This window comes from Neptunomonas japonica DSM 18939 (assembly GCF_000422765.1).
Taxonomy (GTDB): domain Bacteria; phylum Pseudomonadota; class Gammaproteobacteria; order Pseudomonadales; family Balneatricaceae; genus Neptunomonas; species Neptunomonas japonica.
This window is the reverse complement of record NZ_AUGR01000009.1, coordinates 76,802-97,752: the sequence shown is the minus strand read 5'-3', so window position 1 is coordinate 97,752 and position 20,951 is coordinate 76,802. Positions and strand designations below refer to the sequence as shown.

Below are 20,951 nucleotides of genomic sequence, written 5' to 3'. Positions count from 1 at the left end.
TGCACCAATGCCTTATATCACCACGGCGCAGCTTTCTTGTGATTATGCTTACTAACAAATTTTTATTTAGAAGGTACCCGTCAAGCTCAGGCCAAATTGACGGCTCACCTCAGTGTGAGAACCGTTGTCATCACTGTCTGCTGCTAGGTCATCAAATAGGTTGTAGACACCTGCACGAGCAGTGAAGTGTTTGTTAAACTCTTTGCGTAAGGTCACATCAACAACGGTGTGACCTGGACGCTCATCCGTGTTGGCAGCATCGGTGTATTGCTTACCGACATAACGCACCGCAAGCTGGCTACTCGCATCGATTGAAGATACATGCTGGGTCAATTTAAGCGCCGCCTCATGACGAGAACGATTAGTCAGCCAATTACCAGAGTCTTCGTCTTCGTGATCAAGGAAGGTGTAGTTAAAGCCGACATCTAAACCGCTAGCAAAGCTATACCCTAGCTCTGCTTCAAGGCCCGTAATCAGTGCATTTTCAACATTTTCATAACGGCTTGTTACCGTAGTAGTACCTCCTGACGTAACACTGGAAATCTGTTGAGCCTCAATCAGGTTATCTACATCATTGCGGAACACTGTTAGCCCCGCGGTCAGCGCGTCTTTACTATAAACAGCACCCAGCTCTATTGATTTATTAGTTTCTGGCTCTAAGTCGCTATTGCCCAAAAAGTTATTCATACGGAACATACCGGGGCCTGTTGGGTAACCGTAGGTAAAGCTATAGGCATCAGACGCTTCTCGCACTGCCGGTGCTTTAAAACCTTCTCCATACCCTGCCTTCAATCGCAGCTCATTTGATACGTCCCAACCCAAATATATTTTAGGGCTAAACTTGCTACCAAAGCGCTGGTGATCGTCGTAACGCCCACCGAACGTTAGTGTGAAATCATCTCCCAGATCGACTGCATCTTGCGCAAATAGAGACCATGCTTGGAAGTCACCTGCAAAGTCATTGTTAGAGCTTGCAACATAGTCTTTTTCATACTCTTCAGAGGAGTACTCAACACCTGCGATTAGCTGATGGCCACTAGTCAACTCTCCGGTTACATCGACAGACACCACATCTTCAGTCAAATTATGAAAGTAATTACTGGCCACATAACGGTTTTGTGAATCCGATCGATAAACACGAGCCTTCACATCGAACTCACCTACCTTTGTGTAAAAATCAACAGCAGCTTGATAACGTTCAATATCGTAGTAAAGCGTATCAGGGAAGCTTTTTCGTTCCTCTTCACCAGTAATCAAACTCAAATTTATATGGCTTTCTTCTCCAACATAAATACCTAGGTCTGCGGTAAGGTTAGTGATCTCTTTACCTTCTTGAGTGGCTGTTGAATTACCACCAAGAAACGTTTTTCGAAAAGCATCTTCATTGCGCTGCTCTATACTGAATGCCAAATCTGCCCTTTCTCCCAACGGGCCTGCAGCGGTAACAATAAGGGCTTTCTCATCTCCGCCCTCTCCTGACGAAGTTGAGCGCCCTTGTGCCGTTACCGAAGTGCTCCATTTCCCACCGGCTTTTTTAGTCACTATATTGATGACGCCACCCAGAGCAGACGAGCCATAGAGGTTAGACATCGGCCCACGAATCACTTCGATGCGCTCGATCATCTGCACGGGCACCCAATTGAATTGATAATCAGAGAATGGCACGTTGGTGTCGGTATCACTTACACGACGACCATCAACAAGAATCAGCGTATGGTTAGTTTCCATACCACGCATACTGATCCCATTACGGCCGCCACCCACATTACTGGCAGACACACCGGGCAAACCCTCAATCGCTTCTAGTAGGTTATTAGCCCCACTTAGCTCAATATCTGCAGCCGTTACGATGTTAACGGAACCGGCAAAGTTTTTAGCGGTAACCGGGGCTTTGGCGGCAATTACAACCGTGTTTTGTATAGCTGGGGTGTCGGCTTGAGCGTGCGCAGAAATCATTGCAGCAATGATCAGCGGGAGTGTTTTTTTCATGTCAGTCTACTTCGGCTATTGGTTAATGAACGACTATTAGTTTTGTGTAAAATAATCGTGGTCAAAATCAATCGGCGGTAGCTGGCTGCCTGTATCTAAACGAAGGTGGCTTGCAAAAGGCCTTTGAGGGTAAAGCTATTTTGTGAGTATCAATTTTCCGTTACGTGTTTCCCGTAAGTGGTAGAGTTGTCCATTATGTATAATCAATAATTCTTTTTGATTTTTTAACAATTCTTGGCTAGAAACTTGACGTAAATTGATCACCTCATTCCTAGACTGCAGAGCATCTATCTGTTCCATGTGATTACTTCATAATCATAAAAGATAATGCGAATCATACTCATTTATATTTAAATGTCAAAAAAACTTCCTTGTGAATTGACTATTTCTAACCATGGTCTAGTCAAGCATATAAAAAATATGTACCTCGCTTAGCTTTTTGAAACACTCACCCTTGACCCTATAAGTAATTAATATTGCCACCTTGTTTACCTAGAAGCTGGTGAAATAAAGCACACAATGACAATACTCCTTCCTGCTTGGTTGAAGGCATTACCAATGCTACATCGGCTAATCATTAAGCCATATCCTCTAGCATAAATTTTAAGCCATCACCCAGTGTAACTTCTGCTGCAAAGCCGTAGCGCCTATTGGCTCTTTGCGGCTCCCCCAACGACTCAACAATATCCCCTTGCCTGCAGGTCATTTTGTTTAGCTGTGGATCACAACCCGATAATATCGATAAGGTTTTTGCCAACTGCAAGATTGATGTGGGTTGGCCTGTACAGACGTTGTAAACGGATGCTTCACCTTTTTGATTATGCATGGCTGCTATCAAAAACCGCACGACATCAGCCACATAAATAAAATCTCTGGTTTGCTTACCATCGCCATGAATTGATAACGGTTGGCCTTTCAAAAGACGGTCAATAAAAATTGAGATGACACCCGAATACGGAGATTTAGGATTCTGTCGTGGACCATACACATTAAAAAACCGCATACACACAGTTGAGACACCATGCGCCAACCAAGCAACACGCGCATGATGCTCACTGCCCAGCTTATCGGCGCCGTATGCGCTAATGGGCCTAGGGATCGACGATTCATTTAAAGGCACTGCTGCATTATCACCATATACTGCAGCTGATGACGCATAAACCACGGGTATTGTTGGCGTTTCGCCATTTCTTCTAGCAGCATCCAATAAATTCACTGTGCCCTGCTGATTATTGCAATGAGTACCTACCCAGTCGTTAATCGAACATGTAACAGAAGCCACGGCAGCTAAATGGAAGCAACCATCAACCCCCTTCATTGCTGTTTTGACCAGCTCCCTATCGATGACGCTACCCAATAAAAACTCTACTCCTGATGAAAGGTTATCCTGTACACCAGTAGACAGGTCATCAAGCACTCTGACTTGATGCCCCGCATCTACCAGTGCATCACACAGATGCGACCCTATAAAGCCACACCCTCCTGTTACGAGATATTTCATTATGCGCTCCTTGTTTTAGTCTTTTATAAGAAAGAGCAAAACGTCTGCCAACTTTTATCTCTTTAAAATCAACGATCTATAAACATAGAATTCTCTACTTTTTCATATCGAGTCTCATATTGAGAGCCGCTTTGTTGTTTTTAGTAAAAAGTGAGTATTTAACAGAGAAGTGGATTATTTTATTAATATTTTAGATTATATAACTTATTTAATTGCCTGTTTTAAAAAGAAATTATATTTAGTGGCTGCATATTTGCTCCCTTATAAGAATAAAAGAGCACATAGAGGCCAAGTATGAAATTACAACAAAGAAACATTTATCAACTTATCGATAGTCGCGGCAGTGGGGGAATTGAAACACACGTATTTCTATTATCTTGCTGGCTGGAGCGTAATGGTTTTAATAACGAAGTACTGTTCTTAAAGCGCTACGCAGACAACCTTCTGGCAGAACAGTTATCTTTATTAGGGTTACGATGGCGCTACTTAGAAAAGCCTTCTGATTTGCTACCTATCATTAAACAACAACCTTCACTGGTCACCACTCATGGCTATAAAGCAGGCGTACTCGGTCGCAGCTTGTCATATTTTGCGGGAGTGCCGGTTGTATCTACTTTTCATGCTGGTGACCTGGGTAATGGCAAGGTACGTATTTATAGCTGGTTAGATCTACAAACCTCAAGACTTGCCAATCAAAATTTAAGCGTTAGTGCTGAAATAGATAAACGGATCCCCTCCCCTTCAACTCAAGTAAACAACTTTGTAAAAGAGCAGCCGCTGACAGCTAAACACGGAAAACAGATTGCTTTTGTTGGTCGTCTTTCGCAAGAAAAAGGTCCTGAGAGCTTTGCTCGTATTACACAAGGGATATCAAGCCTACATGGTTTTCATATCTACGGCGACGGACCTTTACGCAGCAAATTCACTCAATACCCGCATATTAAATGCCATGGTTTAGTCAATATGGATGCCTTTTGGAAAGATATTGGTTTGCTTTGCATTACCAGCGAATCCGAAGGACTTCCGTTAGTCGCACTAGAAGCCATGTCCCGAGGTATTCCTGTTATTAGCTATGCCATTGGTGGGCTGCCTCAACTTATTACTCACCACAAAAATGGCTGGTTAATCTCGCCGGGAGATGAGGATGCGTACCAGCAAGCCATTGCTGAGTGGTTATTGCTTAATACCACACAGCAAACAACGCTCTCTGTTGCGGCGAGTGACCATATAAAACAACACTATACTGATGATGTCGTTTGCCCACGCATCGTGGACATTTACCAAAGAGCCCTCCCAAAAGTAAACAAACAATCGCCACACACAAGGCATCACTCATTATGATGATGCCGCAAGCTAATCCAAAGCGCTTGCTACTGCCCGTTCTCACATTAATGGCAGTCATCAACGCTCTTTTGCCTGCCATTATGCAAAGCTTAAACGAACCGTTGTTGGTGGCGGCAAGTAGCGGGTTTGGCCAAAGTTATGTTTTATGGTTTAGCCTGTTTCTATCAGCATTCTTGTTATCTAACACTCAAATAAAGTACAGAGCACAACCGCGCGGGTTCTTGCTATATGCAACACTTATTAGCACCTTAATGGTGTTACCTAACGCAACACTCAGTTGGGTTTTGTGCTCACTTTGTTGCGGCATTTGGCTTAAGCAGATTTGTGGGCAAGATGGTAAGCACACTATCTTAGAAAGGTCTGCCGTTCTCATTTTATTTGCGATATCAATTCGCAGCCCTGTTTGCCAGCTACTGCTCAGTTTATTTTCGAATGAGATTCTTAACTTTGATGCTTGGTTTAGCGGTATTTTTCTACAAATATTAACGCCTGACGCCATTGTAGAAAATAACCTTATCACCCAAGAAAGTGGTCATAGCTTACTCATACTGACGGGCTGCTCAGCCTTAGGGAACCTGTCTTGGGCAATGTTGCTTTGGTTTAGTTTAACGACTTACTTACATCACACAATCACGACTCGTGCTTACCTTCGCATTGTTTGTGTTGTTGTTCTGATATTAAGCATTAACAGTATTAGACTTTCATTAATGGCACTTGATGAACAGTGGTATCTGCAGCTGCATGAAGGTGACGGAGCTGACTTTATCGAAGCCATTACATTGCTACTGACACTGACTTGTGTGAAATGGAAAAAGTCATGAAAAAATACCTCCCCGTGTTTTTTATATTAGTACCTGCCGTATTGCTAGCACCGGCTAGCCGTATCTATAAACATCAATCCACCGTCAGGCCAGCAGTAGAGCAGCCATTATCTATATCAGCTATTAGTTATCCTGACTTGATCGACATTGGTTCAATACAAGCGGCTAACCAAGGCCCCTATAAGATTCGCGGTTACCAACACCGCCTTTGTGCAGGTAGTATCGCGCTGCTTACTTTGTACCGAAACGCAGAAGGTAGCCATATTTTAAAAGCCATCATTAATGACGATGAAATGTCATACGGTGTGATTTTTAATGGCAGGATTTATTCACGCTTCCCACAGTGGGAGTTCACTGTGCAACGCGTCATTGATAAGTTTCAGTTATTGCTATCGTCCTCTTCGCGTGAGTCAAACGCTACGCCACATCCCCAAGCATTTGCCGAAAAAGGCACCTGCAACATCGCAGCCTCTCTCGTTGCTGATGCTTCTCAAAATGCGAAAACATCTGATTAAACCCAAGGTTTTTCTCATTATGAGAGTGACCATTATTCATATAACTTATTAAATTCAATAACTTATATATTGGTTCGTTTCTTGCTTTTACCTATGTGTAATGAATGGGAGATTACTATGAAAACACCAATTAATAAAAAAACACTCATGAGTTTAAGCTTGTTGCTCAGTGCCGACCTACTGCATGCCGCTACCGATGCAACTGACACACTGGTCAATGTTGATCTTGACCCCGCATTACTGCAAGAGGTTCAGCAAGCATTACCAGAGAGCGTTGTTGCCAACAAAGAGTATTTAAGCTTGGAATATAACCCCAATATAACACTGCAAAGCGATGCTCATATGAGCGTCACTTTTCTTGATGAGGGGGCCGGTTACAGAAACTCGTTAGGTTATTTCACCTTTACTGATAATGCCTTTGATGGATCAACTTTCGGTGATCTTGATCTGAATGGTTCAGGACACATCGGCATTAACGAGCTACAAGCCATCGATGGAATTGAAACAGGCATGGTTTTTAATAATGTATCAGAACTTGGAGGTGGCGGCTCATTAATTGCGGGAGATACGGTAGGTTTACTAGGTACTGAAATCACCGATATTAATGGCACTGACTATAACATGACAGGTGGTTCAGTATTTACGGAAGGCACCAATGTTGGCTTCTTCTTACTACAAAACGCATGGACAGGTAGAGAAGTTAAAGGCTGGGATAACAATGCTGATCCACTTGCTATGTACACTATTGATCTCCTTAATCCTGAAAACAATGCATCAGCTACCATGGATAATGTTGATATCAACTCACGTCATGTGGCCATGATGACCTCTCTTTCGGGTGAAAATGAACTCATTCTCGGCTTCGAAGATCTAGTAAGGCCACAAGGTGATAATGATTTTAATGATGCTGTATTTCGTATAAGAACCGACCCAGTAGAGGCATTGTTTGCAGATGTACCTACGTCTGGATCAGTTATTAGCTTACAAGCCGCTCCTGCTCCTAGCATGGGTACTGGACTACCTGGTGGCATCATGCTGACATTGGGTGCACTGGTATTTTTACGCCGCCAGCAGTCTCGCTCAGACAAAGGAGATTGCTTGTCATGATTAACCGTATTGCAAAGCTTCCACAAGCGGTGCAACACAGCCTTATATATGCTTCTGCGCTAGCATTATCTAAAGGCTTTGCACTGGTGATGGTGCCCGTAGCTACACACTTTCTTACGCCAGAAGATTATGGACGGCTAGATGTACTTCAAACGCTTGCAGACTTACTCAGCATTGTTATCGGCATGGGTTTGGCTGAAACCCTCTTCCGCTTTGCTGGCAGCGCAGATAATGAACAAGAACAGAAGCAAGCCGTGGCAAATATATTCGGTATGGCCATTGTTGTGGGGACAACTGCACTCATCATTGGTCAGTTGATTGCCCCCCAAGTCAGCCAGTGGTTACCCGGCAATATACAAGAAACCGAAGCACGCTTAATTCTTGCTAGCCTGTCGCTTGTCGGAACTATTCTTGTACCACTGGCTTGGTTACGCATGCAGGGCAGCCCATGGACTTATTTTGCCGGCACCGCAGGACGAGTTGCCTTGCAAGTGGCTATTGCCATCCCTCTCCTATTTTTAGGATTTGGGGTCATGGGCGTTCTTTGTGCCACACTACTCTCGGCTATCGTTCTATGCGCATGGCTGATAAAAAAGCAGATCCACACTACCGGCATTCGCTTTGAGTTTGCTCGTTTTAAAATGTATTCGATCTATGGCGGTCCGCTTATTTTTGTGGGTATCGCGGGGTTCGTATTAGGTAGTTTTGATCGTTGGATTCTGGCGAGCGTGGTTGGCACAGCCGAAATGGCCCAATACGCCATTGCGGCCAAGTTCGGCTTAATTACCGCTGTTCTTGTACAGCCATTTGATCTTTGGTGGCATGCAAAGCGCTTTAGCTGTTTAAAAGAAGTAAATGGCCTTAAACGCTGTGCAGATATCGCCACCATAGGTGTCATTATTGCGATGGCGTCAGCATTAATCATCACAGCAATCGGGCCAACATTAGTACGCTTGCTAACGCCCTCCTCTTACCATGGTGCTATTCAATACATACCTTGGTTGGCTGGCCTTGCCGCTTTACACAATGCCACATCAACACTTGGCTTTGGGTCAATGAGCAAAGACTCAACCATTCGCCCCGCGCTAGTTGATGGCACAGCGGCGGGTATCGCATTAGTCGGCTACCTTGTCCTGATTCCACTCTTTTACGCATGGGGTGCAATTTTGGCAACAAGCATAGCGCTCAGTCTGCGTTTAGCGGCCATCTACTATATTAGCCAACACGCCTTAAAACTCCCTTATCAACTAAGATCACTTCTACTGCTAACGGCATGCATGCTTGTTTGCATTTATCTATTACCTTCAGCGCCTATCAGCATAGATACGGCTATTCAAATACTGGTTATCATGCTCAGCTTTGCCGGTGTAGCCGCGTTGCTCAACCCTTTACCCTTGCCTTGGTTACAACGTTTTTACCGGGCTCACCCTAGTAAGCATTGAGCAAGATACTGATGAATAATATCCTTATCATCAACCGCTGGCAGCAAGTACTGATTGCACTCATATCTGTGTTGATGATCGGGCTTACTTGGTACCAACTGCCACACCCTGCGCTTGCAGCCATTGCGTTACTGCCTTTACTGCTCATTGCTGGGTTACAAATGCCCTTTTTGCTTTGCCTTGCTTTTATTGCCTTCTCATTTTTCCGTTTGCATGAAGTATTTCCAACGCTTTATTCCCTTAAAATCCCTCAGCTACTCGCAGTGGGAACTCTCGGCTCTTTACTGGTTAACTTAATCACACAACGCATTAATGTTTTTTGGTGTCGTGAAATGTCTGTATTTAGCTGCTTCTTTTTGCTCGTTGTTATTGGCGCATTGTTTGCGACAAATCGCGGAGCAGCAATGAGTTCGTTAAATGGAACCTATATAAAAATAGCCACTATGGTGCTGGCTATTAGCTGGTTACTGCAAAAAGAGCGTCAATTTAAAGGGCTTTTAGTCAGTATGGCGGTCTGCGGTATTAGCCTTGCGGTTGTAGCGCTTTACAATAAAAATGCTGGTATTGGCTTAGTTGAAGGAACCCGCGTTACTATTGGCCGCAATATTGGCTCAATGCTCGGTGATCCTAATGATCTATCGTTAGTACTGCTGTTTCCTGCCAGCTTCACATTAGCGATGTTTCTAACGCCTGGTTTAAGTAAATTTTGGAAATTGTTTGGGTTAGTCGGCTTTATTACGATCGTATGCGCAATTATTGCAACACAGAGCCGTGGAGGCTTGTTAGGTAGTTGTGCTGTCACCGGAATTTTTGCATGGCGTCGAGTCAAAAATAAAGCACTATTAATCAGCTTAGGACTAGTGGCGCTCATGGTGCTTTTTGCCTTAGCCGGCGTTAGTGATCGTGCTTCAGGCGGCGCTCAAGAAGCAGGCATTGATGAATCAGCCATGGGCCGTATTTATGCTTGGCAGGCCGCGATGGGAATGGCTCTACACCATCCGTTGCTGGGCGTTGGCATCAACAATTTTATCTCGAACTATTTTGAATATAGCCCGCACTGGGACGGTCAAAATCACGCCGTACATAGCACCTGGTTTGGAGTATTAGCCGAAACCGGTATTCTAGGCCTGATGTTATTTACCACCATGATTATTATGATTGCCCGTATTAGCTACACCAGTATTAACCGCTTAAGACCACAAATACCTATACAGCAGCACTACTCACCTACGCTATACGCATGCGCACAAGCGGTTCAGGCTGGTCTCGCTGGCTTTTGTGTGTCGGCGACTTTTCTCACAATGGGCTTTACCTGGCCGATCTACATTCTATTGGCGCTTGCTATCGCGTTATCTCAACAGACAAAAATAATCAGGCTATAAAGTAGCTAGACTCGATACCAATAGAGGGTGTTAAACAGGATCCGCTATTAAACAAGATAGATAACCAAAGACATAAGAAACACGCTTACAACCCTATATCCGGATTGGATAATAAGAAGTTTACTTCCCCAGCCACAAAACAAATTATCTGATAGTAATGCGGGAAATATAACCAAGAACCCCAAAATAGCCCCAATACTAATAGCGGTTACAAAATTAGAAACATTAAGTAAAGAAAACAACAATGAAACACCAACGGCTGTCAGCAAGCTCGAAATAATACTGCCAACCAATGGAGCAGTTTGCTTACCGAGTGTTTCGGGTGTTTTACCAACGCACTTCATCCATGCTCCACCAAATGCGATAGATGAATACCATAAAGCACCAAGAAGCATACCCACAAGGGTTGCAGCTATGACTCCTAACAGGTTTACCTCAAGCATATTCAATCCTCTACTCTAAAGATAAGTTGAAAGGCATAAACCAGCAAAACAGAATATCCATGATATTTCTACCATAGCACTCATCTCCATTATTGTGGAATTGATTCAGAGTAGGGCCACGGCAGCGGCATAAGCTCGGGCGACATTACCGATCTCATTCTATTTTTAGAAAAAGACTTTAAATAATATAAATTAAATTTATTAGCCACCACAGCGTGCTTGACTGTATTTAGCATAATGTTATTTTAAAAAATGCCTTAAATATATTTAAGGAGAACATCATAATTAAATCACTAGTTACTTATAGGTCATCACACCCTAAGTGATGAATTAAGAGTGTAACCAAATGAACAAAATCTCAAAATCGCGTCGCTCTATTTTATCTGGGTTAGCAGTCACCATTGGCGGTCTCATTTTTTTGAGAGGCGCTAAAGCATCAAATTCAACACCACGTGCCACCGAAGGGCCATTCTACCCAACAGAATCAATGCGGACACAAGACATTGATAATGACCTTGTCAAAGTTCAGGGGAATAACCACAAGGCAATTGGCGAGGTAATCACGCTGGAAGGTACCATCAAGGATCAAAACGGCGCGCCGCTCAATGGGCTGCGCATCGAGATCTGGCAATGCGACCTCAACGGAAAGTATCTACATACTGAAGATACACGCACTGTTATGTATGATCAGAGTTTTCAGGGTTTTGGGCACGATATCACTGGGCCAGATGGGCGCTACAGCTTTCGGACTATCAAACCAGGAAAGTACCCCGGCCGCACACCACATATCCATGTCAAAGTGCTTGATAGCAAGCGGGAACTCCTGACAACACAATTCTACGAGGCCAACAATCCCGAGAACATTAAGGACTCTTTGTTTCGCCGTATGTCTGACGATCAGGCTGAATTTGTTTTGATGAGATACCTCCCCGCAGATCATGGAGAAGTGGCAACCGTTAATATTGTTCTTTGAATATTTCCCAATAAAACCAAGGGTGCTAACGCAAAAAAATAAGAATCAGCTTACTTCAACCAGCAACCCGCTTGCGCGTTAGCGCTATCCCTAAAATTATTAATAACAACGCCGCTAAGCTGTGCCATTCAATGGCTTCGCCCAAAATAAGCGCGCCAGTAAAGTACGCAACTACAGGAATCACGTAATTAATGTACGAAAGAAACGTAGGACCTGCCGTGGCGATAACTGCAAACAAAGTAATGGTGGCAAACGCAGTCGGGCCGATACCTAACCACAACACAGATAACGTGGCCTTTAAAGAGTAGCTTTGTTGCCACGGTAGATCTTGCCACAGCCACAATGGCACTATAGCGATGCTGGAAACAATCATCACACCAGCTGCCGTTACAACAGGGTTATAGGAGGGCAACCGTCTCACCAAAATGGCATTTATTGCATAACTAAAAGTGGCTAACAAAATCAGTAGACCACTCAGTAAGTTGCTGTGAGTCCCTACTAACGACGGCCAAAGCACAATCGCCACACCAGTAATACCCAACACAAAACCGAGTATTTTAAAGCGGTTGAGGCTTTCACCTAACACAAAATAATGTGCCAAAATCATTGTCACCAGCGGCATAAATGCCATCAACAACCCCGCAATGCCCGAGCTAACATCCTTCTGACCTGTTGAGATCAGAAGAAATGGCAACAGGTTACCCATAATGCCCAGCAGCAAAAACACTGCCCAAGCCAACGGGTCGACAGGCAAACGTAAACCCTTGGCATACATAAAAAGAGTTAGAATAACAGCAGCAATCAACACCCTAAGAGCGACTATACCTACAGGACTAAAGCTATCCAGTGATACAGCGGTAAACATAAATGACGTACCCCACAGCAGAATAAGTAGCAGCAGAGAAAGCCAGTCTTTAGCAATAGGTATGTAGTTGTGAGTCATGTGTTTGAGTCGATTAGAATTATTACCGGAGAGTTTAAACAACAACCTACCACTTTTTTGATGCTTTTAAAGTTTAATTAAATGCCTTCTAACGCTCCGAATAAGCGACATCCTTAGACCGTAGAGAGTGTACTTGATTGGTTAGGCGATTTCTGGCTCTTCTCTTTCGGAAAACCTGCTACGTGCGAAATATACGATAGCGTAAAAAACTAAGCCAACTATTGAACCTATTAATGTATATAAAGCAAACTGAATGGCCTCATCTTTTTCCTGTTTTCGTTCTGCATATAATTCTTCGTAGGTAAATATAGATGTGTCATTAATAGATAGCTCCCATGCATACAACTCTGCATCAGAGTTTCTTTGAACAAGTGCATTTATTGTTTTAGAGCCATCGAAAGCTTTGTAACCCCATCCGTAATCGCAAATGCATGGAAATCTTAGTTTTTCAGGATTGCCCTCGAATGATACTAATCCAGAGTTATTTTTAAGATCTGTAATGTTGCTAACTATAGGTATCAACTCTAACTTCTCTGGAAGGGCTTTTTGTACAGCTGTATACATGGAAATCACCCCAAAAACTAGAAATATAGGTACTATCGAAAGGAGCCTATAAAGCTCATCTGACTGAGCAATTTTTCTGGTAATGTTTTCAATCATAATCTGTAGTTTTTCCTTCGCCTAACGACTAAAGCTCTGCCGCATCGCGTAAGAGTTACTTCGACTTATTTACTTGAGAAGGCTCATATGTGTTAAATGCCTTACTCTTCGAATTTGTGCCCACAATTTCGACACGCTCCGCGATACCAAGTGAAATAGTATTTACTCCCTTTAATTTTAAAAATACATTCCCAACAGATGGGGCACTTAAACAAAACTGCTTGAGCTAATAATAGTAATACGACCAAAACTATAAAAATTATAGTTGCTTGTAGTTCTCCGAGCCAGATATTAACTGGAATTATTACTGCTGGTATTGAGAGTAGTGTAGCAATTGAGAAATATTGAACTCGGCTTCGCATGTTTGGCATTTAACGCTCGCAACACGGGCTAAATTGGAGTGGAGCCTTTTTGCATATAATGGCGAAGCCATGCCAAAAGGTGCAACGGGAATTTAGTCCTTTGTGATTGCGCTTGTTATGCATTTTGTTTGAACCAACTTTGAGGCATGTAATATAAAAACGTGAACTTGAGTGCCTCTTTACTGGATAGGCGACCTGAAAATACAAAATAAAAGCTACATAAGCCAAAGACAAAAAATTGGACTAGTGAAACTGATAGCAGAAATACGAATGGAAATACTACCCAAAAAACTACCTGATTTTGTTGTAGATAAGAACAAGCATCTTGCCATAAACAATATCTAGATAGAGCTGTGAGAGAAAAATACGCTATGACAACGCATAAGAAGCCGAGTATATCTAAAAATACTCTATAGCCTTTAGATAGTTGCTTGCGCTCTCTATTTATTCGCTTGATGTAATTCAACATAATTTGTGCATAACAGTTTATTCAAGAGCCTATGGCTTACTATCACTTTGGCGCACTAATTGGGTTCCAAGTAAAAACACCATAAGCATTAATTTATTGTAATTCAAAGAGATAGGATGATTGAGACGAACGTGGTTTTTGTAAAAAAGAGCCAATCCTTTGCCCAATACATTCAATCCCTATTCTAGAATCATAGTTTGTTAGTTATAAAGATCAATAACTTAGCCATTTATTTCTTAGTCAAAAGAACATTGGCGCGTTATTATTGGTGATAATGTACGTATTTTTTCCAACCGAGACCTTGCCCTTCAATACCAGCACCTTCTGGCTCTGCACCGACAGAAAACAACCAACTCAACCGGTAAATTACCTGTTTGTAATTGACACCATCTGTACAAGCCGACACTATGCGCACCTAATAACAGCTTACGCATTCTCGCGTAACAATTCTCACAACGGTGCCCTATGAGCGAGCAAGCTTACGAAGCAAATTATCAACAATTTCTGCAACAAGTTTGCAGCCAGCAGGAGATCTGGATTCTGACCGACACTCATGGTTGCGTCATGCTCAATACCGACGATGAAGATTGTGTTCCAGTTTGGGCGAGTGAAGCTGACGCGAGCAACTGGGCTAATGGCGAATGGAAATCATGCGAAGCAGAAGCCATCACATTAAAAACGTGGCAGCATCGTTGGACAGCAGGCCTTGTAGAAGATGAATTCTATGTGGTAATTGCTCCTCAAGAAGATCAGCTAGGTCTAGTTGTACATCCAGAAGATTTAGATCGGGATATCCGTAAAGCAAGAAAATGATGGGCACCTCGATTCAGCATTTTTTTGTAGCATTTCTATTTATATAAGCCCGCAGAAACATGCTGCATACCTACTGTGCTTACAGGGTGATCGTTTTAGATTCGGCACACAAACTTTGTCGCAAAATGCGAAGTAACAAATACGTACACAAGCAATACAACTAACTATTTGATTTTATTAGTTAAATAATCTGGCACAGCTTCTGCAAGCTCATCATAAACCCAACTTTTTTTAATAAGGTAGGTGTACTGATGAATACGTTACAAACACTCAAACGATGGGTAAAAACCTCTAGCCACCCACTAGCTAAGTTGATAAAACAACTGCACCTTAGGGCTAAAAATTTCGAAGTTCCTTCTGTTAAGCTTATTTACAAGCCTATTCTGATTTTACATACGCTTATCTGCCATCTATTGAGCTCGCTAACACGCGTGCTCTATTGGACACCTCTTTTTAAAACACGCCTAAGCAACCACAGTAAGCATCTGTATCTTTATGGCGGCATGCCTCTTGTTCAAGGTAACCTTGATATAGAGGTAGGTAATGATTGTCGCATCTCGGGACAAACCACTTTTTCGGGGCGTTGGAGCAGCAAACAAACACCCCAACTAACAATAGGAAACAACGTCGGTATCGGCTGGCAAACCACCATTGCTGTTGGGCAACACGTTATTATTGGCGATAATGTACGTATTGCCGGACGTGGTTTTTTAGCGGGTTACCCCGGCCACCCACTTGACCCTGTTGCACGTGCTAAAGGGTTACCTGAAAGCGATGACCAGGTGGGCGATATTATTCTTGAAAAGGATGTATGGCTCGGTTCAGGCGTTTCGGTTATGAAAGGTGTCACCATTGGCACAGGCACCATTGTTGCTGCCGGTAGTGTTGTAACACATAACCTCCCTGCTTTTGTTTTGGCCGCGGGCGTACCCGCAAAAATTATTAAACCCCTCGATACGTCCACCAGCACTTCGCCTAATACTCCTCAAAGCAGTTCACATGCGAGTACTCATAGCACGGAGAACGCCGCATGAATATTGATATGTTGGTTTTTGGCGAAGACTGGGGCGGGCACCCTAGCAGTACGCAACACTTAATTAAGCATCTAATCCCGGAGCAGGAGATCCTCTGGGTGAACTCCCTAGGGCTACGTAAGCCTAGATTCACTCAACGGGATATGCATAGAGTATGGAATAAATTAACCGCTCTTTTACATACCCCGTTTTCTTCTGAATCTACTCAAGATAACCGACAAGGGCCACAGCCTTCAATTTTACAGCCCTGCACCATACCTTGGCCTGCAAGCCAAATAGCACGTCGTATTAATCAGACAATTCTTACGCAGCAATTAAAACCCTTGCTCAAACAAAACAAGCAGCGCCCATTACTCTGGACATCATTACCGTCAGCGGTTGATGTTGTCGGCAGATTAGGTGAACGCGCTACTATCTACTACTGCGGTGATGATTTCTCGGCATTGGATGGCGTTGACCACCAGCCAATTCAACAGATGGAGCAAGAGCTCGTCATTAAGAGCACCTTGATCATTACTGCCAGTAACAAGCTCGCTGAGAAATTCCCTTCACAAAAAACAATCGTTCTTCCCCACGGTGTTGATACCGAACTCTTTTCAACACCTACGGAACGTGCAACTGACCTACCTATTGGCCCTGTCGCTGGTTTTTATGGATCAATCGCCAGATGGTTTGATCAAGCCCTAATGATTGATACAGCCCGCCACTTGCCGCACTGGACGTTTGTACTTATAGGCCCTGCAAGCTGCAACATAGAAGGGTTATTGAAAGAACCTAACATTCAATGGTTAGGGCCAAAGCCCCATCATGAACTGCCTCGGTATAGCCAACATTGGGATGTCGGTTTGCTGCCGTTTTTGCACAATCGCCAAATTGAGGCATGCAACCCTTTAAAACTAAGGGAGTATTTAGCCGCAGGCTCTGCAGTTGTTAGTAGCGATTTTCCTGCATTGGATGGTTACAGGGATCTTATCGACATTCGCAATGATGCGGGGGGCTTTGCACAAGCGATTGAACATTCTTACCAGTCAAACAGCCAGCAATTCATACGCATGAGGCAACAGCGCCTCAGCAAAGAAAGTTGGAGCAAACAAGCTAGGTTACTCAAAGATATACTGCAATCTTTATGACATGATTCTGTCATATTCTGCCGCTATGGTGCTGTGATTACGTTGAAACAATGCTTGTGAGGCAGAAATGAAAAAACAGTTTGCAGGAATGATGACGGTCGCAGCACTACTGAGCTTGTATGGTTGCCAATCGACTAGCGTGAAGGATAACGTCGCTACAGCTCCAGAGATTAATAACCAAGATCTTTATGAAGTATCTCATGAAGGCCGTTACTATGTTTTTGATGATTTTAAGGTCTATCAAGAGTTCCTGACTGTCGGTGAAACATCGTACCGTAAAGTGCTCATTGGCGGTGGTCCAAATGGACAAACACTGGTTTACGGCCTGCGCGGCGTTGATAAGAAGAAGCTAAGCGGCGTAGCAGCAGAAGAGATGTTTAAAGGATCATTACAAGCAGCCGATCCATTTTACGGTGAAATCCGTGCTGAGGATGGCCGTTTATATGTTTTCGATAGCTTAGAAGATATGAAAGCCATGCGTATGATTGGTGAGGCACCCTACCGTTATACGGATATCGGTACAGGCCCTGACAAGCAAACCGTGGTTTATGTACTGAACAAGCAAAATAAAAAGTATAAGCCTGAAGCGCTAATGATGAAATTCAAGCAGCATTACAACTTATAACGAGAACACGCCAAGGCCGCCCGTCATTCGAATAACGTTGAGTGACGGGTAGCTTACTTGCTACAACCCTCCTTAATCCCTCAATTGCCTCGCCTGGCGCTCTTCTCTCAAATTGCGACTCTTTCTGATAACGAGCTACTTCAATAGTGTTTCAAACACATATTAGCAACATATAACACTTCACTAAATATCTGCAACTATATGATTTATAATAATTTAAATTAATTAGAAGATCTTGGCCCAATCCCTGCTTTATCTCTATTACACACTTTAAAAGTATTGGAGATAGATAATGAAAAGGGCCTGGATAAGTTACTCAATCATTTTAAGCTCACTCGGACTGCTATCAGGTTGCGCCACATCTTTAAGCAACATAAACCTGTCCTCACTAGGTATAAATCAACCCCAAGCAGTAACTAACAATGGCCATAAGCCAATGAGTGTTGAGCAGCTTCTTGCCCAAGCTCGAAACGGTAAGACTACTCAACAGTCGTCTTCTCAAAGCGACCAAAACGAATTAACACTCTCATTTTCTGGAAAAATTTCTCGCCTAACACCAACACAAGAAGACCAGCTACATCGTTTTGCCAACCTCGCTAATACACCCGTCAGTGTTGCTTGTGCTCCCGGTGGGTTAAGTGATCCTTTTACTGCAGCATCTCTTGCCATTTCTCGTTGCAAACATGTCAGTGACTTTCTTAGCAAACGTACACGTAAAACAAATATCTCTATGCAGCCTGAATTGCAGGCTGACCGTGTACAGATCTCACAGTAACAACACAGCGCAAGAGAGAAACTTATGATTAGAAGCCTATTGATAAAGAACATTGCTTCCATTTTATGGGCAGCATGGCGTCGTCGTTATCTAATCATGCTTCCGATTTTATTGATGCCTTTTGTCGGGCTTACTGTTGGTGCTTTATCACCTAAAAAATACGAAACAACCACAACTATTTTGTTTCAAGAAGCATCAGAGCATAACCCTTTTCTTGAAGACCTATCCATTGCAACGAACCTGCGTAACCGCATGGAAGCACTCAATGCATTACTCCATAGCCGACATATCCTTGCCAGTGTTGCCTGGAAAATGAATTTGCTCAATGACGAGATGGATGAGCAGAGCAAAGCCAATGTCATTGCCGACCTTTCAAAAGCACTTAATGCAAAACTTGTCGGCGATAACCTTATAAAGATCACTTATCGCGCAGGATCTTCCCTAAAAATCAAAGAAACCCTTTCTATGATTAGCATGCACTTTGTGGAGCGCGTACTTGCACCACAGCGCTCATCTGTATTGCAGTCTGAAAACTTTCTTGCAGGTGAAATGGAAGCAAGACGCTCCAACTTACAAGATGCCGAACAAACACTGGCTGAGTATAAAAATAAATATGCGAGTGAACTCCCCGCGCTACATGGAGCCAATGTTGCGCGCTTATCCGTGCTTAAAGCCTACTTAGCTGAACGTAGCATTGAGCTGGAAGGTGCAAAGGCGGCTCAGGCCAGTCTCGCGTTACGCTTATCACAAACCAATCCTGTGGTAGGGAAAATTGAAGAGTCCATTATCAATGAAATGGCGCAACTCACCCAGCTTCGGGCCCGCTATACCGATGAACATAGCCAAGTTCAAAGTATTCGTGCTCGCTTAGGCTCGTTGGAAAAAGAGCGCAGCCGCATTCTTATGGAAATGAACTCTCTTAATAGCGGTAGCCTAGATAACGTGAAACTAGAACGCTTATGGGCTATTGCCACTATGAGCCAAGAAACACACCAAAGTAATAACAAGCACCCACTGCTCATCTCTCAATTAGAACGCCTACAAAAAGCGAATGATCATATCGAGCGCCTTATGAACGAGGTGAAGTCACTGCAAGCCGAAATTGATCGTATGCAGCAGCAAGTTAATGGCTATGGGCAACATGAGCGCCGCTTAAAAGAGTTAGAGCGCGATATTCAAGTACGCCAAAAAGTATTTGAGAACCTTGCGGAGCGTCATGAAATGGCACGAGTAACACGCTCGCTAGGCAAGAATGAAGAACACGAACGCGTAAAGTTGATCGACCCACCTTTTGATCCACTTGGCCCCATCAATATGCCACTTATTATTTTCGTGATAGCCGGAAGTATTGCAGGCATTGGTTTAGGCATAGGTCTGGCGACCATTGCTGAACTGCTCGATACCAGTATTCGTCGTAAAGACACCGTTGTCGCGATGCTTAATGTACCCGTTTTAGCACGCATCCCCCCTTTTTCTCATCATTCTCTCAATACTACAGAGAAGGAGCCAACCTATGAATAAAGTGATTGTACAAGTCGTACAACATCTACGCCCTGGTGGCATTGAAACCATGGCATTAGACTTACTTAAGCAGCTAGACTCACAAGCAGAAGTGCATATTTTCAGCCTTGAAGGAGATAAAGCATCTGCCATCAAGCAGTGGCCAAGATTAGCCGAAACAGCACACCGACTGCACTTTTTTGACAAATCCGCCGGCCTAGACCTAACACTAGTACAACGGCTAATTCGCAGACTAATACACCTTAAAGCAAGCTCAGTACATAGCCATCACATAGGCCCTTTTTTATACGCAGGTATGGCGGCTAAATACCTTAAACTTAAACATGTTCATACTGAACATGATGCATGGCACTTGAATAAGAAAAGTAATAAAAGGCTTCAACGCACCCTGATCTACTTGTTAAAGCCGATGTTAGTCGCTGATTGTTCAGAAGTAGCAACAGCACTGAATAAACATTTTCCTGCCACAACCCCCAAAATCATTCTCAATGGTGTTGATACTCAGCATTTCTTACCGCCAACTAAGCAACAAAAAGCGTCTGCTAAAGCACGTTTAAAAATACCTAAGCAAACATTACTCGTCGGTTGCGCTGCACGCCTTGAAACAGTTAAAGGCCATAAGTTTCTCCTCAAGGCTTTAAGTAGAACTCACCTTGATGTGCATCTAGTACTGGCAGGTGATGGAAGCTTACGTAGTTCACTAGAAGATCTTGCAGAAAAATTAGGCATTGCTGAGCGAGTTACATTTCTTGGAAACATAAATGATATGGTGCCTTTTTATCATGCCATTGACCTCTTCTGCTTGCCTTCGTTGAACGAAGGTTTACCGCTATCTCCCCTAGAAGCCCAAGCCTGCGGTGTGCCCGTCATTGTTACTAATGTTGGCGGTTGCAAAAATATTGTTTGCCCTAAAACCGGGATAACAGTCTCTGCTGGAAATATAAAAGAGCTACAAGAAGCACTACTGCACCACAGTCTATCTTCACGACGAACAAGCCCACGCCAGTTTGTTTTAAGCAAAGGCGATTTGACTAAAACGGCACAAGCTTACTTTCAACTTTTAGAGCCCAATTTATCTTCACAACCCACCTTGGAGGTGTGA

21 protein-coding genes are annotated in these 20,951 nt (G+C 43.4%); 14 read left to right on the top strand and 7 right to left on the bottom strand.

Going from position 1 to position 20,951, the window contains the following annotated elements:
• Positions 1 to 66: 66 nt before the first annotated feature.
• The 3 genes from G511_RS0107240 to G511_RS0107235 all read right to left on the bottom strand — a co-directional run bounded on the left by G511_RS0107240 (position 67) and on the right by G511_RS0107235 (position 3,490).
• Positions 67 to 1,989 carry a TonB-dependent receptor plug domain-containing protein gene (locus G511_RS0107240; protein ID WP_028469054.1) on the bottom strand — a complete coding sequence of 641 codons (1,923 nt, stop codon included), beginning with the start codon at positions 1,987 to 1,989 and terminating at the stop codon, positions 67 to 69.
• A 135-nt stretch (positions 1,990 to 2,124) separates the two neighbouring features.
• Positions 2,125 to 2,289 (bottom strand): hemin uptake protein HemP, encoded by a 165-nt coding sequence (gene hemP, locus G511_RS24180; RefSeq protein ID WP_084629035.1) that lies wholly within the window; start codon positions 2,287 to 2,289, stop codon positions 2,125 to 2,127.
• Positions 2,290 to 2,566: 277 nt separating this feature from the next.
• Positions 2,567 to 3,490, bottom strand: a complete 924-nt coding sequence (locus tag G511_RS0107235) for an NAD-dependent epimerase/dehydratase family protein (protein WP_028469053.1) — start codon at positions 3,488 to 3,490, stop codon at positions 2,567 to 2,569.
• Between the two features lie 294 nt (positions 3,491 to 3,784).
• Between G511_RS0107235 and G511_RS22060 the strand changes: the two genes are divergently transcribed.
• The 6 genes from G511_RS22060 to G511_RS0107205 all read left to right on the top strand — a co-directional run bounded on the left by G511_RS22060 (position 3,785) and on the right by G511_RS0107205 (position 10,101).
• Positions 3,785 to 4,831 (top strand): glycosyltransferase family 4 protein, encoded by a 1,047-nt coding sequence (locus tag G511_RS22060; RefSeq protein ID WP_051221671.1) that lies wholly within the window; start codon positions 3,785 to 3,787, stop codon positions 4,829 to 4,831.
• Positions 4,828 to 5,655 (top strand): hypothetical protein, encoded by an 828-nt coding sequence (locus G511_RS0107225; RefSeq protein ID WP_028469052.1) that lies wholly within the window; start codon positions 4,828 to 4,830, stop codon positions 5,653 to 5,655. Before G511_RS22060 ends, G511_RS0107225 begins: the two co-directional genes overlap by 4 nt.
• Positions 5,652 to 6,170, top strand: coding sequence for a hypothetical protein (locus G511_RS0107220; protein ID WP_028469051.1), 519 nt, complete (start codon positions 5,652 to 5,654; stop codon positions 6,168 to 6,170). The genes G511_RS0107225 and G511_RS0107220 overlap by 4 nt, the downstream gene beginning before the upstream one ends.
• 117 nt (positions 6,171 to 6,287) lie before the next feature.
• Positions 6,288 to 7,277, top strand: a complete 990-nt coding sequence (locus G511_RS22055; protein ID WP_051221669.1) for a DUF4114 domain-containing protein — start codon at positions 6,288 to 6,290, stop codon at positions 7,275 to 7,277.
• Positions 7,274 to 8,719, top strand: a complete 1,446-nt coding sequence (locus G511_RS0107210) for a lipopolysaccharide biosynthesis protein (RefSeq protein WP_051221667.1) — start codon at positions 7,274 to 7,276, stop codon at positions 8,717 to 8,719. The genes G511_RS22055 and G511_RS0107210 overlap by 4 nt, the downstream gene beginning before the upstream one ends.
• An 11-nt stretch (positions 8,720 to 8,730) precedes the next feature.
• The gene (locus tag G511_RS0107205) at positions 8,731 to 10,101 is read left to right on the top strand and encodes an O-antigen ligase family protein (RefSeq protein ID WP_051221665.1); all 1,371 of its coding nucleotides are present in this window, start codon (positions 8,731 to 8,733) and stop codon (positions 10,099 to 10,101) included.
• A 47-nt stretch (positions 10,102 to 10,148) separates the two neighbouring features.
• Here G511_RS0107205 and G511_RS0107200 read toward each other — a convergent pair whose 3' ends face one another.
• Positions 10,149 to 10,544 carry a DUF1761 domain-containing protein gene (locus G511_RS0107200; RefSeq protein ID WP_028469048.1) on the bottom strand — a complete coding sequence of 132 codons (396 nt, stop codon included), beginning with the start codon at positions 10,542 to 10,544 and terminating at the stop codon, positions 10,149 to 10,151.
• A gap of 346 nt (positions 10,545 to 10,890) precedes the next feature.
• On the opposite strand from G511_RS0107200, the gene G511_RS0107195 reads away from it, so the two are divergent.
• The gene (locus G511_RS0107195; RefSeq protein WP_028469047.1) at positions 10,891 to 11,517 is read left to right on the top strand and encodes a dioxygenase family protein; all 627 of its coding nucleotides are present in this window, start codon (positions 10,891 to 10,893) and stop codon (positions 11,515 to 11,517) included.
• Between the two features lie 55 nt (positions 11,518 to 11,572).
• Here the strand turns inward: G511_RS0107195 and G511_RS0107190 are convergent, their stop codons facing one another.
• From G511_RS0107190 to G511_RS24330, 3 genes are all read right to left on the bottom strand, one after another.
• Positions 11,573 to 12,460, bottom strand: a complete 888-nt coding sequence (locus G511_RS0107190) for a DMT family transporter (RefSeq protein ID WP_051221663.1) — start codon at positions 12,458 to 12,460, stop codon at positions 11,573 to 11,575.
• Between the two features lie 141 nt (positions 12,461 to 12,601).
• Positions 12,602 to 13,120: a hypothetical protein gene (locus G511_RS0107185; RefSeq protein ID WP_028469045.1), complete on the bottom strand. Its 519-nt coding sequence runs from the start codon at positions 13,118 to 13,120 to the stop codon at positions 12,602 to 12,604.
• A 1,093-nt stretch (positions 13,121 to 14,213) separates the two neighbouring features.
• Positions 14,214 to 14,357, bottom strand: coding sequence for a hypothetical protein (locus tag G511_RS24330; protein WP_156905169.1), 144 nt, complete (start codon positions 14,355 to 14,357; stop codon positions 14,214 to 14,216).
• Between the two features lie 59 nt (positions 14,358 to 14,416).
• On the opposite strand from G511_RS24330, the gene G511_RS22050 reads away from it, so the two are divergent.
• From G511_RS22050 to G511_RS0107140, 7 genes are all read left to right on the top strand, one after another.
• A complete protein-coding gene (locus G511_RS22050; protein ID WP_036551565.1) occupies positions 14,417 to 14,764 on the top strand; it encodes a DUF2750 domain-containing protein in 348 nt (115 codons plus the stop codon).
• Positions 14,765 to 15,015: 251 nt separating this feature from the next.
• Complete coding sequence (locus G511_RS22045) at positions 15,016 to 15,798, top strand: acyltransferase (protein ID WP_051221661.1); 783 nt, start codon at positions 15,016 to 15,018, stop codon at positions 15,796 to 15,798.
• Positions 15,795 to 16,928: a glycosyltransferase gene (locus G511_RS0107160; protein WP_028469044.1), complete on the top strand. Its 1,134-nt coding sequence runs from the start codon at positions 15,795 to 15,797 to the stop codon at positions 16,926 to 16,928. The genes G511_RS22045 and G511_RS0107160 overlap by 4 nt, the downstream gene beginning before the upstream one ends.
• 67 nt (positions 16,929 to 16,995) lie before the next feature.
• Positions 16,996 to 17,553, top strand: coding sequence for a hypothetical protein (locus G511_RS0107155; RefSeq protein WP_028469043.1), 558 nt, complete (start codon positions 16,996 to 16,998; stop codon positions 17,551 to 17,553).
• A gap of 292 nt (positions 17,554 to 17,845) precedes the next feature.
• The gene (locus tag G511_RS0107150) at positions 17,846 to 18,328 is read left to right on the top strand and encodes a hypothetical protein (RefSeq protein WP_028469042.1); all 483 of its coding nucleotides are present in this window, start codon (positions 17,846 to 17,848) and stop codon (positions 18,326 to 18,328) included.
• A 24-nt stretch (positions 18,329 to 18,352) separates the two neighbouring features.
• Positions 18,353 to 19,849 carry a GumC family protein gene (locus G511_RS0107145; protein WP_036551562.1) on the top strand — a complete coding sequence of 499 codons (1,497 nt, stop codon included), beginning with the start codon at positions 18,353 to 18,355 and terminating at the stop codon, positions 19,847 to 19,849.
• On the top strand, positions 19,842 to 20,951 hold the full coding sequence (locus tag G511_RS0107140; protein WP_028469040.1) for a glycosyltransferase: 1,110 nt from the start codon (positions 19,842 to 19,844) through the stop codon (positions 20,949 to 20,951). Before G511_RS0107145 ends, G511_RS0107140 begins: the two co-directional genes overlap by 8 nt.